Raw genomic sequence first — 14,389 nt, forward strand, 5'->3', positions numbered from 1 at the left:
ACACTGTCCACTTATAGTCGCGGCACGGAGAGGGCGCCATCGACATTGATGATCGAGCCGGTCGAAAAGCCGAGCCTGCCGCCGGCGAGCGTCGCCACCACCGCACCGATGTCCGATGCTTCGCCCCAGCGTTTGGCCGGCACCAGTCCACTGTCGATGAGGGCATCGTATTTGGCGGTCACGCCTGAAGTCATGTCGGTGCGGATGATGCCGGGCCGCACCTCGAACACGCCGATGTTTTCGGGCGCCAACCGCAGCGCCAGGTTCTTCACCCACATCGAAAGCCCGGCTTTCGAGATGCAGTAATCCGGCCGCTCCGGCGACGCCATTTCGGCGCTGACCGAGGTGATGGTGATGATCGATCTCTGATCGCCCGAAGTGGCCAGCATCGCCTTGGCGACAGCCTGGCTGAGGAAGACGGTACCGCGCAGGTTGATGCCCATTGTGCGGTCGAAGTTCTCCGGTTTGAGGTCCAGGAGGTCACCGCGCACCACGGCGCCGATGCCGGCATTGTTGACCAGGCAGTCGATGCGGCCGAAGGCGCGCATCGCGGTATCGACAAGTACGGTGTGGCTTGCGAGATCGGCGATGTCGGACTGGACGTAGGCGAACTTCGCGCCACGCTTGGTGATGTCGGTGGCAAGTCCGTCAGCGGCCGTTTCGGCAAGGTCGACGACCAGAATATCGAAGCCGGCATCCGCCAGTGCCTGGGCGCAGGCAAGCCCAATGCCGCGCGCGCCGCCGGTGACGATGGCGGAGGGGCGGGTCATGCGGCGAGGTCCGTCTTATGGATGTGATCGGCGACACGCAGCGCCTGCGCGGCGATCGACAATGCCGGATTGACCGCCGCCGAGTTCGGCAGGAAGCCGGCGTCAACGACAAACAGGTTCCGGTGATCGAATGAGCGGCAGAACGGATCGAGCGCCGCCGTCGCCGGATCGTCGCCCATCTTTATCGTGCCGCATTGGTGCGACGGCGTGCGCTTGTCGAAGGGGCGCGAGAGAACGATGGGATAACCGCAGGCGCGGAAGTTTTCGCGCATCACCTTGGTCAGCCCGTCGAGCGATTGCATGTTGGAGCGCCGCCATTGCATGACGATGTCCTTGCCATCAACCATGATGCGGCTTTCGGGATCCGGCAGGTCCTCGCACATCAGGTACCAGTCGACGGCGTGGCCGGCCATGAAATCAAGCGCGAATTTTGGCGTGTACCTGACATTGGCCTGCAGCATGTTGCCGTCGATCTTGCCGAGCAGCTGGACGTTGCCGAGCGGCTTGCCGCCCTTGCCGCCGGACAGGTAATAGTCGTTCAGCATCAGCGTCTTCTGGTACACGGCATCGTTGCGGCGGCGCGGGTCGATCGCCAGCATGGCGCTCGAATTGTGGTTCATGAAATTGCGGCCGACCTGGTCGGACCGGTTGGCCAGGCCTTTGCCATCAGGAGAGGGCGAGCGCAGCAGGATGACTGCGGAATTGACCGCGCCGGCTGAGAGGATGACCAGCTTCGGTGATACTTTCTTCAACTCGCCATTCTGGCGGTAGTGAATGGCTGATATCGTCGTGCCGTCCGCCGAGGCTTCGAGATATTCGACGCAAGCGCCAGTCTCGAGCCGAATGTTCTGGTCGGTCAGCGCCGCCGTCAGCGGACCGGTCTGCGCGTCGACCTTGCCCTGGCCGGTGTTGGGAAACGCGTCCCAGCCGGTCTTGCCCTCGTTCAGCCAGGTTTCGATGTCGACACCGAGCGGCAGCGAGGCCGGATGCAGGCCAAGGTTTTTCAGCTCGGCGCGGGCGCGGGCGATCGGTGCCTCGTCGGGCACCGGCTTGTAGGCATAGGGGACCGAATGGAACGGCTCGGTGGGATCCTCGCCCAGTGCACCGCGCACGCGAAACAGCTGTTCGGCTTTCGAATACCAGGGCTCGAATTCGTCATAGGTGAACGGCCAGGCCGGAGAGACGCCGCCGAAATGCTCCATGGCCGCAAAGTCCTCCTTGCGGTAGCGGATCAGCACCGCGCCATAGAACTTCGAATTGCCGCCGACATAGTAGTAATTGCCGGGGTTGAAGGCGGCACCACCCGCCTCACGCCACATCTCCTTCGGCCTGTAATGGCCGTCGACGAAGATCGAGCGTGTGTCGCGCGCGTGCGGTGTCGCCGGCAACGGCTCGCCGCGTTCCAGCATCAGGATCGAGGCGCCGCTGCCGGCAAGGCCGGAGGCGATCGTGGCGCCGCCAATGCCGGAGCCGATGATGACGATGTCCGGATTTGTCATGGCCTAAATCGCGTCCCGACGCGCTTTAGTTTCTTGTTTTGATGCATGTCGTTGCCCCAAAACCGGATCCACTTTTGGGCGACATACATTAGCGAATACGGGTCTCGGTCGCCGGATCGAAGAACACCGCCTTGGTCAGGTTGAAGGCGAGCGGCGTGTTGGTGCCCGGCTGGATGTTGGCATCGGCGCGCAGCCGCGCCACCACGCCCTTGCCGCCGAGATTGGTGACGGCGAAGGTATCCGAGCCGGCCGGTTCGACGACCTCGATGTGACAGTCGGCGGTTGCGATGTGCGAGGCGTTGCGCTCGGCACCTTCCGGATCGGTCAGGGCTTCGGGGCGGACACCGAAGATAATCGGCTTGCCCTGGAATGCCGACAGGCCGGCCGGTGCATTCGCCATCGGCAGCGAGATCGGCTCGCGCGCCTCGCGCTGCAGCACGACCGACAGCGCATTGCCTGACGTGCCGATGGTCGCCGGGATCAGGTTCATCGCCGGCGAGCCCATGAAATCGGCGACGAAGAGATTGCTCGGGTTGTTGTAGATCTCGGCCGGGGTGCCGAACTGCTGCACCTCGCCATCGCGCATGACAGCGATCTTGGTGGCCAGCGTCATCGCCTCGATCTGGTCGTGGGTGACGTAGACGATTGTTGTGCCGGTGGTGGCGTGCAGACGCTTGATCTCGATGCGCATGTCGACGCGCAGCTTGGCGTCGAGGTTGGACAGCGGCTCGTCGAACAGGAACAGTTTGGGGTCGCGCACCAGCGCCCGGCCCATGGCGACGCGCTGGCGCTGGCCGCCCGAAAGCTGGCTCGGCTTGCGCTGCAAGAGGTGGCCGATCTGCAGCACCTTGGCCACCTTGTCGATGGCCTTCTGGCGCTCCGCCGCCGGCACGCCGCGCATCTCCATGCCGAAGGAGATGTTTCCGGCCACCGTCATGTTCGGGTAGAGCGCATAGCTCTGGAACACCATGGCGATGTCGCGCTTGGAGGGGTGCAGATCGTTGATGGTGCGGCCGTCGACACGGATTTCGCCAGACGTGATCGTCTCCAGGCCGGCGATGGTGTTGAGCAAGGTCGACTTGCCGCAGCCGGAAGGGCCGACCAGCACCAGGAAGCCGCCTTTCTCGAGTTCGACATCGATCCCTTTGAGGATCTCGACCTGGCCGAAGCGCTTTCTCAGACCATCAATTTCCAGAAAAGCCATCAGATCATCCTTTGACGGCGCCAGCCATGAGACCACGCACGAAGTAGCGGCCGGCGAGCACATAGACGAGAAGGGTGGGCAGTGCCGCGATCATCGCGGCGGCCATGTTGACGTTGTATTCGACGACGCCGGTCGAGGTGTTGACGACGTTGTTGAGCGCCACCGTCATCGGCATCGCGTCGCCGGTGCCGGCGTAAGCCGAGGCGAACAGGAAGTCGTTCCAGATGTTGGTGAACTGGTAGATCACCGTGACGACGAAGATCGGCATTGAATTCGGCAGCATGATGCGCCGGAAGATCTGGAAGAAGGAGGCGCCGTCGACCTGTGCCGCCTTGACCAGTTCGGTCGGGAACGCCTCATAGTAGTTGCGGAAGAACAGCGTGGTGAAGCCGATGCCGTAGACGACGTGGACGAAGACGAGGTTGACCGTCGGGTTGCCTAGGCCAAAGCTGGTTCCCGTTGCATTCTGCAGCGTGACGCCGAAGCGGCCGAGACTGCCGAGGATGGTCGCCATCGGCAGCAGCACCGACTGGAACGGGATGAAGCAGGCGAACAGCATCAGCCCGAACACCAGCGTTGCCCCGCGAAAACGCCACTTGGTCAGCACGTAGCCGTTGAGCGCGCCGAGCATCGTCGAGATCAGGACGGCCGGGACCACCATCTTGATGGAGTTCCAGAAATAGCCCTTGATGCCGGCGCAGGTGAGGCCGACGCAGGTCTCGCCCCAGGCCTTCAGCCACGGATCGAAGGTCGGCGCCCTGGGCAGCGCCAGCATGTTGCCGTTCTGGATCTCGTCCATGGTCTTGAACGAGGTCACCAGCATGACGAACAGCGGCATCAGATAAAATAGCGCAAACAGCGCCAGCAGCCCGTAGATGACGATGCGGTTGATAACCTTGACGTTGACGCCGCCGGAGGCCTGGCGGGCGGGAGTGGTGACGGCGCTCATCGCGGCTTCTCCCGCAGTTCCGAATAGAGATACGGCACGATGATTGCGACGATGGTCATCAGCATGATCACGGCGCTGGCCGAGCCGACGGCCATTTCGTTGCGCTTGAACGTGTACTCATACATGAAGTTGGATGGCAGCCAGGCCGAGCCGCCGGGGCCGCCGCTGGTCAGCGCCACGACCAGATCGTAGGACTTGATGGCGAGGTGCGCGAGCACGATGAAGGCCGACAGGAAGATCGGCCGCAGCAGCGGGATGACGATGCGGCGGTAGAGCTGGAAGGTGGTGGCGCCGTCGATCTGCGCCGCCTTCATGATCTCGCCGTCGATGCCGCGCAGGCCGGCCAGGAACATCGCCATGATGAAGCCGGAGGCCTGCCAGACGCCGGCAATGACCACCGTGTAGATGACGAAATCCTTGTTCTTGATCCAGTCGAAATGGAAGCTCGTCCAGCCCCATTGATGCAAGGTCTGCTCGAGGCCGAGGCCGGGATCGAGGAACCATTTCCAGGCGACGCCGGTGACGATGAAGGACAGCGCCATCGGGTAGAGATAGATCGGCCTCAGCACGCCTTCGCCGCGGATCTTCTGGTCGAGCAGGATGGCCAGGAACAGGCCGAGCGCCAGGCAGATTGCGATGTAGAGGAAACCGAAAATACCCATATTGGTGATCGACGTGTACCAGCTCGAGGGCGGGTCGGTGTCGAAGGTCCAGCCCCACAGTCGCTGATAGGCGCGCGAGCCGGTTAGGACATAGGATGGAAAGGTCTTGGAATTGGTGAAGGACAAATAGATCGTCCACAGGATGAAGCCGTAGACGAAGACGATGGTGATGGCGAAGCTGGGCGCCAGCACGATCTTCGGCAATGCGTCCTGCAGGCGTGAGCGCACCGAGGCGCGTGGCCGCGCATGCTCCGGCGTCAGCTTGATCTGGCTTGTCGCTACCGTGCTCATGGGGCTCCTCCCGTCGACTCGCGGCCAACCAGCTTCGCAGACATAAGTTCGCGGATCTGGGCCTTCCCCGCCGGAGCGGGGAAGGCGTTTTTGGCGCGTGGCGCTTACTTGGCGTCGTCGATCGCCTTGACCAGCTCGGTCACGGCTTCGTCCGAGGTCTTGATCTGACCATGGACGAATTTGGAGACGACATCCTTATAGGCATTGGCGACCGCCGGGGGCGCGCCATAGCCCTGGGCCAGCGAGCCGAACAGCGTGCCGCCTTCGTTAGCTGCCTTCAGGTCGGCGATGCCCTTCTTGCCGCACGCGTCGAAGTCGGTGTCCGGAACGTCGGTACGAGCCGGAACCGAACCCTTGACGACGTTGAAGGCCGACTGGAAGCTCTTCGACAGGGTGGCGGTGGCCAGCGCGACCTGGGCGGCCTTGCGGTCGTCCGGAACATTGAACATGCCGAACATGTCGGAGTTGTAGATCACCGAGCCGTCGGTGCCCGGGAAGCGATAGCACAGGAAGTCGGTGCCCGGCGTTTTCTTGGCGGCGTTGAACTCGCCCTTGGCCCAGTCGCCCATGACCTGCACAAGAGCATCGCCCTTGATGACCATGGCGGTGGCAAGGTTCCAGTCGCGGCCCGAGAAGTTCGGGTCGACATAGGTGACGAGCTTGGCGAGGTTATCGAACGACTTCTTCATCGTGTCGGACTTCAGGGACTCGTCATCGAGGTCATTGAAGGCCTTCTTGTAGAACTCAGGTCCGCCGGTCGACAGCACGACCGAGTCGAACATGGTGGCTTCCTGCCAGTTCTGGCCGCCGAGAGCGAGCGGGATCACCCCTGCCGCCTTGGCCTTGTCGAGCAGGGCAACGAAGTCGTCGAAGGTCTTCGGCTCGGTGCCGCCGATCTTGTCCAGTACGGCCTTGTTGATCCACAGCCAGTTGACCGAGTGAACGTTGACCGGAGCCGCGACCCACTTGCCCTCATAGACCGAAAACTTCTGCAGGGCTGCCGGAACGGACTTGTCCCAGCCTTCCTTCTTCGCCGTTTCGGTCAGGTCGCCCATGACGCCGGCAGCGGCGTAGTCGAGCACGGTGTAGCCGAGCATCTGCGAGGCGGTCGGATAATTGCCGGCCGCGACCATCGCCTTCAGCGCGGTCATGGCGGCGTCGCCGCCACCGCCGGCCACCGGCACGTCCTTCCAGGCATAGCCTTCCTTGGCCAGATCGCCCTTAAGGACGTTGAGAGCAGCCGCTTCGCCACCCGACGTCCACCAATGCAGCATCTGGACTTCCTTGACGTCCTCGGCGTGGGCCGCGAAAGCCAGGCCGGATGCGAGAGCGGTTCCGATAAGCAGTTTGCGCAACATGTACTACCTCCCTTGTTGCATTACACGACCGGTGAAGCCCACCGGGTTCTTCTCAACTCAGCCGACCCACCACCCGGTGCGCTGGCCGCGATGAAACTGGATTGTCTTTTCCTCGGTATAGTCCTCGACGGCGCGTTTGCCGAGTTCGCGTCCGAGACCGGACTGCTTGTAGCCTCCGAAAGGCAGCTCGGAATAACCTTCCATGAACGTGTTCACCCAAACGGTTCCCGAACGCACCCCACGCGCCACCGACATGCAGGTGTCGATGCTGGCGCTCCACACGCCCGCCGACAAACCATAAGGCGTGTCGTTGGCGATGTGCAACGCCTTTTCAATCGATTCAAATGTCAGCACCGAGAGCACCGGGCCGAACACTTCTTCGCGGGCGATGGCCATATCCTCGGTGACGCCGCGAATGATGGTGGGATCGAGATATTGGCCGACATTGGAGGCCAATTGCTTGCCTCCGCTGTAAACCTGGCTGCCGTCGCCTTCAGCCGCAGAAACATAGCCGGCCACCTTCTTCAGATGGTCGGACGAGATCATCGCGCCCACCTTGGTTTGGTCATCGAGCGGATCGCCGACCGTAACCCTGGCGGTAAGCGCCTTGACAGCGCTGAGAAAATCGTCGGCGATCGCCTCGTGCACGATCAGCCGGCTGCCGGCATTGCAGCACTCGCCGGCATTGAAGAAGCCGCCGAACACCGCCGCATCGGCGGCCGCTTCGAGGTCGGCGTCCGGGAAGACGACCTGACCGTTCTTGCCGCCGAGCTCCATCGAGACTTTCTTCAGCGATTGCGCGGCCGAGGCCATCGTCATCTTGCCGACGCGGGTCGAGCCGGTGAACGAGACCATCTCGACCAGGGGATGGCTGACCATCGGCGCGCCGACGTCGGCACCAAAGCCGGCCAGGATGTTGACGACGCCGGGGGGTAGGCCGGCCTGCAGCAGGATATCGCCGAGCACAAAGCTCGACGCCGAGGTCATTTCGCTCGGCTTGACCACCGCCGTGCAGCCGGCGGCGAGCGCGAAGGGCAGTTTCTGGCTGACGATCAGGAACGGGAAATTCCACGGCGTGATGATCGAGACGACGCCGATCGGCTCGCGCAGCACGACGCCCAGCATGGCATCGCCGAGATTGGCATAGCTTTCGCCGTGCAGCGTGCGGGCGAGCGAGGCGGCGTAGCGCCAGATATCGACGGCGCCGCCAATCTCACCGCGCGCCTGGGCGATCGGCTTGCCGGATTCCAGTGCATCGAGCCGGGCGATCTCTTCCAGCCGGCCCTCGATCAGGTCAGCCGCCTTGAGCAGGATCGCGGCACGCTCAGCTGCCTTCATGCGCGGCCATGGTCCGGTCTCGAACGCCTTGTGGGCGGCCTGCACAGCGGCTTCCACTTCGGCCTCGCCGGCCTGCGCGTAGTGCGAGACGGTGAAGCCGTGGCCGGGGCTATTTCGAGCAATCGTGCGGCCGTCGCGGGCATCGACATGCTTGCCGTCGATCAGCAGTCTGTACGCTTTCGGTGCCGCAGCCGCCTCGGCCGGCATGGCGATCTTGAGGGGGGCGTTCATCTGTTTTCCTCTAGGATCTCGAAAAGGCTGGCTTCTGCTTGGCCTTGAAGGCATCGACGCCGGCCTTGAGATCTCCGGTCAGGGCGATGAAGCCGCTGGCCAGCGCTTCGGTGGCGGCGGCACTTTCCTCGCCTTCGGCGACCGCGATCATCAGCTTGGCGGCTTCGGTCGCCAGCGGGCCGCGCTCGGCGATCTTTTCCGCCCACGCCCTTGCTTCGTCGTATGCCTTGCCAGTCGCGACCACCCGGTCGACGATGCCCAGAGCGAGTGCCTCGGGGGCGAGAAAGATCTCGCCGCCGAGCGCCATGCGGCGCACCGTCTGCGCGCCGAAGCGGCGCACGGCGCGCTGCGTGCCTGACCAGCCGGGCACGACACCGATCGAAGTTTCAGGGAAGCCCAGTTTCACTTGTGTTTCCGCCACGCGGAAGTCGCAAGCCACAGCCAACTCCAGGCCGCCGCCCAGCGCATGGCCGGACAGGACGGCGATGGTCGGCTGCCGCAGCCGCGCCAAGCGGTCGAAGACGCGGTGGCCATAGCGCACCCATTGCACCTGGAAATCGGCGGCACTCATCCGCGCCCACGCCTCGACATCGCCGCCGGCGCAGAAGCCCTTGCCTTCGCCACGGATGAGCACGACGCGCACGCCGTCGGCCGCTTCCGCTTCGTCGAGCGCTGTTTCGAGCGCGCGAAGCATGGGGATATCCAGTGCGTTGAATTTCTCCGGCCGGCGCAGCGTGACGATGCCGAGGGCGCCATCCTGTTTGAAGGTGACGAGAGGCTCAGCCATGCGCGCCTCCGAGCGAGGCGCCGCCATTCAGTGACAGGCCTATCGGTTGCTCCTGATAGAGGGCTGCCGGTGTCGTCTTGAGGTCCTTGGCAACGCCCAACGGGATTTCCGACTGCGCCAGCACATCGCGCTGTAGATCGATGCCGGGTGCGAGTTCTGTGACGACCAGGCCCTCCGGCGTGAGCCTCATCACGCAGCGCTCGGTGACATAGGTGATGTCCTGCCCCTGCGCGACCGCGCGCTTCCCCGAAAACGAGATGTGCTCGACCTCGTTGACCACCTTCTTGACCTTGCCCTCCTGCTCGATGCGGATACCGCCATCGGCCAGAGACAGCTTGGCGCCGGCGTTGAAGAAGCCGGAGAAGACGATCTTCCTCGCCCGTGCGGTGATGTCGACAAAGCCGCCGGCGCCGGCGGTGACATGCGGGCGCGCCGAAAGCTTCGAGACATTGACCGAGCCATGGCGATCGATCTGCAGGAAGGACAGCAGCGAAGCGTCGAAGCCGCCGGCCTGGAAATAGATGAACTGGTGCGGCGAGGGCATGAAGGCGTCGGCGTTCGACGAACAGCCGAATTTGAAGTCGAGCAGCGGCACGCCGCCGACCGCGCCCTGTTCGATCACCCAGGTAATCTTGCCGTGCTGTCCTTCCTCGAGAAGGATGCGAGGGACATTGGCGGAAATACCGAAGCCGATGTTGACGGCCATGCCGTCGCGCAACTCCATGGCGACGCGGCGCGCGATCACTTTCTGGACGTTCATCTCCGGCGTGCGGAAGCTCGACAGCGGCCGGAAAATTTCTCCGGAGATGGCCGGGTCATAGGGTGTCAGCGTCGTCTGCAACTGGTCGGGCGCGACGACGATGTGGTCGACCAGGACGCCTGGCACGCGCACATCATGCGGTTTCAGCGTGCCGTTTTCGACGACGCGCTTGACCTGCGCGATAACGATGCCGCCATTGTTGCGGGCGGCGAGTGCCTGTTCGAGGCCGCCGAGATAGGCACCCTCATGCTCATAGGTGAGGTTGCCGCGCTCGTCGGCTGACGTGGCGCGGATGATCGAGACCTGCGGCACGATGGAGCGGAAATAGAGCCATTCCTCGCCGTCGAACTGCTGCACCGAAACGATCGGCTCGCTGGCGGCGGCGTTCATGGCGCAGCCCTGGTGGCGCGGGTCGGCGAAGGTGTCGAGACCGACCTTGGTCAGCACGCCCGGCCGCTTGGCGGCCGCTTCGCGGTGCATGTCGAACAGGATGCCGGACGGCACGTTGTAGGCGGCGACCGAATTGTCGCCGATCATCTTCCAGATCTGCGGCGGTTCGGAAGAGGAGGGGCCGGACGGGTAGGAGCCGCACAAAGTACGCTTCAGCAGGCCGGGCTTGGCCAGATGGTCGATGCCTTTGATGCCGTACATGTCGCCGGCGGCGATCGGGTGAAGTGTGGTGATATTTTTTGGGTGGCCTTCCCCATCGAAGCGTTCGCCGATCGCGGCAAGCACCGCGTCCGGACAGCCGAGACCGCTCGACGACGACACGGATACGACCATGCCGTCCTTGATCAGGCCCGCTGCCTGCGCTGCCGAAACGACCTTGCTCAATTCATGCTCCCCGAACCGGCCGTCCTGTTTCGGGTGCGGCGATCCGGGCCACAGCTTTCCCTGACGACCAGATTGACCGCGCCGATATGGTCCTCGGCCCGCGTGGTGCGCGACTGGATCATTTTCAGCATGACATGGGCGGCGCGTTCGCCGAGGCCGGCCGAGTCCACCGCGACGCTGGTCAGCGCCGGCATGTAATGCTCGGCCTCGGCCACGTCGTCGAAACCGACGATGGCGAAATCAGTTCCCGGCTCAAGCCGACGCTTGCGCAGCGCCAGCATGGCGCCAAAGGCGACAGCGTCGTTGAAGCAGAGCGCCGCGGTCGGCGGCTCAGCCATAGCGAGAGCGGTTTCCAGGCACGCTATACCACCTCTGCGGCTGGTCTCGCCCTCGACGACCAGTGCGTCGCGGGCGGCGATGCCCTGCGTCTCGCAGGCTTCGCGAAATCCGCCAAGCCGCTCGTGATAGACCACCAGGTCGGACGAGCCGCCGAAGAAGACCAGCCGGCGATGTCCCTTGCCGATCAGATGAGCGGTGGCGAGATAGGCGCCGCGATGATTATCGGGCGCGATCACGGGGATGCGGCTTTCCGGTAGCCGGCGCATGGCGAAGACCACCGGCAGGCCCGCCGTCTCGATCCTACGGAAGGCGCCCGGCGTCGTGCCGCGAGCCGGCGACACGATGAGACCGGCGACGCCTTGCTCCATCAACGACTTCAGCACTTCTTCCTGGCGCACCGGATTTTCCGCCGTGTTGGCGATGAACGGCACGATACCGGCCGACTGGAAGACGCGTTCCATGCCAACCGCCAGCTCTGCGAAGAAAGGATTGGTGAGATCGTTGATGACCATGCCGATGACGTTGGAGTGCGCCTTGCGCAGATTGGCGGCGCCGCGGTTGTAGACGTAACCGACATCCTCGATCGCCTTGCGCACCTTGCTCGCTGTTTCGGGCCGGATCAGCCCGCTGCCCTGGAGCACGAGCGATACCGTCGATTTGGACACGCCTGCTTCGCGGGCGATGTCGAATATCGTTGCCTTGGCCCGGTTGGCCATCCAGATGCATCCTCCCCGAGTGCAGCTCAAAAGTATTGGAACGTTCTAATCTCTGCTCCGCTCGTGAGTCAATCGGGATTTTTCCAGCGCCTCGAACATCGATTGTGCGTACTCAAATGGCATGCCCTGTAAGGCTTTTTTGTTGCAATGCAGCATTCTCTTCTGCGGGGGCGTGCGAATCTTAAAGGTTCTTGATTTATTGGAACGTTCCATTTAGTAGCGTTTCGAAGGGAGAGATGGATGGACATTTCCTTGCCTGGTGAAGGTGGCGGCAGCACCCGCTACACGCTGATCGGCGAACCCGTGCAGCCGATGGTCGGCGCGCGATTTTCGCGTATCGCCTATGCCGCCGCGCACATCGTTGCCGATCCGCTCGCCATGACCGATCCGTGGTCCAGGCCGGTGGTCGACTGGGACAGGACGATGGCGTTCCGTCACCATCTGTGGCGGCTGGGCTTCCGCATCGCCGAAGCGATGGACACGTCGCAGCGCGGCATGGGCTTCGACTGGGCAAACGCACAGGAATTGATCCGCCGTTCGATCGCCGAGGCGCGCACCGTCGATGGCGCCGATCTCGCCTCGGGTGCCGGCACCGACCATCTGGCGCCCGCCGCTGCCAGGACGCTCGACGATGTAATCAGCGCCTATGAGCAGCAGTTCGCTTTCATCGAAGGGCTCGGCGGCAACGCGATCATGATGGCCAGCCGGGCGCTCGCGGCGACAGCCAAGGGCCCGGATGACTATGTGCGTGTTTACGACCGAATTCTCGGCCAGGTCTCCGGCAAGGTCATCCTGCACTGGCTGGGCGACATGTTCGATCCGGCGCTCAGGGGCTATTGGGGCAGCAGCGATTTCGAGGCCGCGCTCGACACCGTGGTTGCCATCATCGAACGCCACGCCGGCAAGGTCGAAGGGATAAAAATCTCATTGCTCGATGCCGGCAAGGAAGTTGCGCTCAGGAACCGGCTGCCGGACGGCGTCGTCATGTTCACTGGCGACGATTTCAATTATCCCGAACTGATCGCCGGCGACGGCAGGAAGCACTCGCACGCACTGCTCGGTATTTTCGACGCGATTGCGCCGGTCGCCAACGCAGCGCTGGCGAAACTGGCGGAAGGTGACCGCGCCGGCTATGACGCGTTGATGGCGCCGACCGTGCCGCTATCGCGAAAAATCTTCGAAGCGCCGACCGAATATTATAAGGCCGGCATCGTCTTCATGGCCTGGCTGAATGGTCATCAGGACCATTTTGCGATGATCGGCGGCATGCAGTCGGCGCGCGGCATCCGTCACTATGCCGACGTGTTCCGCCTTGCCGACCAGGCAGGTTTGCTCGCCGATCCCGATCTGGCGGTAGCCAGAATGAAGAGCCTTTGCACCGTCGCGGGCATCTGAAGCGCAGAAAGGCTGACCGGTCGAAGAGGACGCGTCGCCACGCGATTGCTGCGCCAGCCCAGGCGTCTCCGCTGTCGAACGACCGCGAGGGTGGTTATCGCCGTCGTCACCAATTTTCTTGTGAACCAATTTCTCTCGAGGCGCGACCAAGCGATGTGTCCAAACATGGTCCATCAAGGAGAACGTCTGATGTTTACTGTTTCAAGAAACGTCCTTTTGGCCGCCATCGCCGTTTCGGTGCTGGCCGGCTGCAAGACAACCGCTCCCAGGGAATGCGACAAGCTGAAGCCTGGCGTCACCTACAACGGCAAATGCTGCGGTCTCGGAGAGCCTTGTCGCGAAGGCAAGGGCGGCACGCCGGACAGGCCGGGAAATACGCCTGATCCAGAGCCGCAATGATCTGATCGAGTGCGGCCCGTTCCGGTCAAACGCCGGGACGGGCGCGTTGCGCTCGAAAAACTCGCCAGTGTCCAGCTTCCCTTGGGCGAACGAAAATTGTCCAGCTCGGGCGAGCGGGCCAGGATGCCGATTCAAGTCTGATCGTCTGGTTGGATGGTGGGCGTGACAGGGATTGAACCTGTGACCCCTGCAATGTCAATGCAGTGCTCTCCCGCTGAGCTACACGCCCATCCGAAGCCGCGCATACACCATTTTTGATCCAGCGCGTCAATAGCAGGAAAAAGGAAAGAAGGCGTCGTCTCGCCGCAGTGGCGAAGAGGTGCGGCGCCTTGCCTAGAAAACGGCTCAGGCCGCCTGCAGCATCTTCTCGACCTCGTTGACGAGGTCACGCAGATGGAACGGTTTCGACAGCACCTTGGCGTCTTTCGGCGCCTTGGAATCAGGGTTCAGCGCAACGGCGGCGAAACCGGTGATGAACATGACTTTCAAATCAGGATCGATCTCTGTGGCGCGGCGCGCCAGTTCGATGCCGTCCATCTCCGGCATGACGATGTCGGTCAACAGCAGCGAGAACGGTTCCTCGCGCAGCCGCTCATAGGCGCTGGCGCCATTGTCGAAATCGCTGACCTGGTAACCGGCGCGCTCCAGCGCCTTGACGAGGAACCGACGCATATCGTCGTCGTCTTCCGCCAGAAGAATGCGTGCCATGATATCCCGTCCGAATCACCCGCCCGAGATTGCCGTTGGGCAAGCCCGTTAACCATCCTGTATATGAGGAGGTGAGGGTAAACATCAAGTGAACGCTGACGGGGATGATCCATATTTGCCGGGCGTGTGCTGCGGCCGAAATGCTGGAC

Annotated in this window: 13 protein-coding genes and 1 tRNA gene; 2 read left to right on the forward strand and 12 right to left on the reverse strand. The window is 63.1% G+C overall.

Annotated features, from left to right (window positions below; all coding sequences use genetic code 11):
• Positions 1 to 11 precede the first annotated feature (11 nt).
• From NKI99_RS06840 to NKI99_RS06885, 10 genes are all read right to left on the reverse strand, one after another.
• A complete protein-coding gene (locus tag NKI99_RS06840; RefSeq protein WP_023810091.1) occupies positions 12 to 770 on the reverse strand; it encodes a 3-ketoacyl-ACP reductase in 759 nt (252 codons plus the stop codon).
• Entirely contained in the window at positions 767 to 2,269 is a 1,503-nt protein-coding gene (locus tag NKI99_RS06845) for a GMC oxidoreductase (protein ID WP_352610306.1), read from the reverse strand. Before NKI99_RS06845 ends, NKI99_RS06840 begins: the two co-directional genes overlap by 4 nt.
• A gap of 88 nt (positions 2,270 to 2,357) precedes the next feature.
• Entirely contained in the window at positions 2,358 to 3,473 is a 1,116-nt protein-coding gene (locus NKI99_RS06850; protein WP_023810089.1) for an ABC transporter ATP-binding protein, read from the reverse strand.
• A gap of 4 nt (positions 3,474 to 3,477) precedes the next feature.
• Positions 3,478 to 4,422, reverse strand: a complete 945-nt coding sequence (locus tag NKI99_RS06855; protein ID WP_023810088.1) for a carbohydrate ABC transporter permease — start codon at positions 4,420 to 4,422, stop codon at positions 3,478 to 3,480.
• Entirely contained in the window at positions 4,419 to 5,375 is a 957-nt protein-coding gene (locus tag NKI99_RS06860) for a carbohydrate ABC transporter permease (protein ID WP_024502750.1), read from the reverse strand. The genes NKI99_RS06855 and NKI99_RS06860 overlap by 4 nt, the downstream gene beginning before the upstream one ends.
• A gap of 104 nt (positions 5,376 to 5,479) precedes the next feature.
• Positions 5,480 to 6,733, reverse strand: a complete 1,254-nt coding sequence (locus NKI99_RS06865; RefSeq protein WP_292139034.1) for an ABC transporter substrate-binding protein — start codon at positions 6,731 to 6,733, stop codon at positions 5,480 to 5,482.
• A gap of 57 nt (positions 6,734 to 6,790) precedes the next feature.
• Positions 6,791 to 8,302, reverse strand: coding sequence for an aldehyde dehydrogenase family protein (locus tag NKI99_RS06870; RefSeq protein ID WP_352610309.1), 1,512 nt, complete (start codon positions 8,300 to 8,302; stop codon positions 6,791 to 6,793).
• Between the two features lie 10 nt (positions 8,303 to 8,312).
• Complete coding sequence (locus NKI99_RS06875; protein WP_128303133.1) at positions 8,313 to 9,089, reverse strand: enoyl-CoA hydratase/isomerase family protein; 777 nt, start codon at positions 9,087 to 9,089, stop codon at positions 8,313 to 8,315.
• Entirely contained in the window at positions 9,082 to 10,683 is a 1,602-nt protein-coding gene (locus tag NKI99_RS06880) for an acyl CoA:acetate/3-ketoacid CoA transferase (RefSeq protein WP_128303132.1), read from the reverse strand. Before NKI99_RS06880 ends, NKI99_RS06875 begins: the two co-directional genes overlap by 8 nt.
• Positions 10,680 to 11,738, reverse strand: a complete 1,059-nt coding sequence (locus tag NKI99_RS06885) for a LacI family DNA-binding transcriptional regulator (RefSeq protein ID WP_023810081.1) — start codon at positions 11,736 to 11,738, stop codon at positions 10,680 to 10,682. Before NKI99_RS06885 ends, NKI99_RS06880 begins: the two co-directional genes overlap by 4 nt.
• A gap of 240 nt (positions 11,739 to 11,978) precedes the next feature.
• Between NKI99_RS06885 and NKI99_RS06890 the strand changes: the two genes are divergently transcribed.
• On the forward strand, positions 11,979 to 13,133 hold the full coding sequence (locus NKI99_RS06890; RefSeq protein ID WP_352610311.1) for a dihydrodipicolinate synthase family protein: 1,155 nt from the start codon (positions 11,979 to 11,981) through the stop codon (positions 13,131 to 13,133).
• 189 nt (positions 13,134 to 13,322) lie between these two features.
• Entirely contained in the window at positions 13,323 to 13,532 is a 210-nt protein-coding gene (locus NKI99_RS06895; RefSeq protein WP_128303130.1) for a hypothetical protein, read from the forward strand.
• A gap of 154 nt (positions 13,533 to 13,686) precedes the next feature.
• On the opposite strand, the gene NKI99_RS06900 is transcribed toward NKI99_RS06895, so the two are convergent.
• Positions 13,687 to 13,761: transfer RNA gene (locus NKI99_RS06900), tRNA-Val, on the reverse strand.
• 116 nt (positions 13,762 to 13,877) lie between these two features.
• Positions 13,878 to 14,240 carry a cell cycle two-component system response regulator CpdR gene (gene cpdR / locus NKI99_RS06905; RefSeq protein WP_006199474.1) on the reverse strand — a complete coding sequence of 121 codons (363 nt, stop codon included), beginning with the start codon at positions 14,238 to 14,240 and terminating at the stop codon, positions 13,878 to 13,880.
• Positions 14,241 to 14,389 lie beyond the last annotated feature (149 nt).

The sequence above is a fragment of the Mesorhizobium sp. M0239 genome (genome assembly GCF_040321815.1).
GTDB lineage: Bacteria > Pseudomonadota > Alphaproteobacteria > Rhizobiales > Rhizobiaceae > Mesorhizobium.

Excerpts from the sequence above, each read along its gene's own strand:
- NKI99_RS06840 (WP_023810091.1), bottom strand. The coding sequence starts at position 770 with ATGACCCGCCCCTCCGCCATCGTCACCGGCGGCGCGCGCGGCATTGGG.
- NKI99_RS06845 (WP_352610306.1), bottom strand. The coding sequence starts at position 2,269 with ATGACAAATCCGGACATCGTCATCATCGGCTCCGGCATTGGCGGCGCC.
- NKI99_RS06850 (WP_023810089.1), bottom strand. The coding sequence starts at position 3,473 with ATGGCTTTTCTGGAAATTGATGGTCTGAGAAAGCGCTTCGGCCAGGTC.
- NKI99_RS06855 (WP_023810088.1), bottom strand. The coding sequence starts at position 4,422 with ATGAGCGCCGTCACCACTCCCGCCCGCCAGGCCTCCGGCGGCGTCAAC.
- NKI99_RS06860 (WP_024502750.1), bottom strand. The coding sequence starts at position 5,375 with ATGAGCACGGTAGCGACAAGCCAGATCAAGCTGACGCCGGAGCATGCG.
- NKI99_RS06865 (WP_292139034.1), bottom strand. The coding sequence starts at position 6,733 with ATGTTGCGCAAACTGCTTATCGGAACCGCTCTCGCATCCGGCCTGGCT.
- NKI99_RS06870 (WP_352610309.1), bottom strand. The coding sequence starts at position 8,302 with ATGAACGCCCCCCTCAAGATCGCCATGCCGGCCGAGGCGGCTGCGGCA.
- NKI99_RS06875 (WP_128303133.1), bottom strand. The coding sequence starts at position 9,089 with ATGGCTGAGCCTCTCGTCACCTTCAAACAGGATGGCGCCCTCGGCATC.
- NKI99_RS06885 (WP_023810081.1), bottom strand. The coding sequence starts at position 11,738 with ATGGCCAACCGGGCCAAGGCAACGATATTCGACATCGCCCGCGAAGCA.
- NKI99_RS06890 (WP_352610311.1), top strand. The coding sequence starts at position 11,979 with ATGGACATTTCCTTGCCTGGTGAAGGTGGCGGCAGCACCCGCTACACG.
- NKI99_RS06895 (WP_128303130.1), top strand. The coding sequence starts at position 13,323 with ATGTTTACTGTTTCAAGAAACGTCCTTTTGGCCGCCATCGCCGTTTCG.
- cpdR (WP_006199474.1), bottom strand. The coding sequence starts at position 14,240 with ATGGCACGCATTCTTCTGGCGGAAGACGACGACGATATGCGTCGGTTC.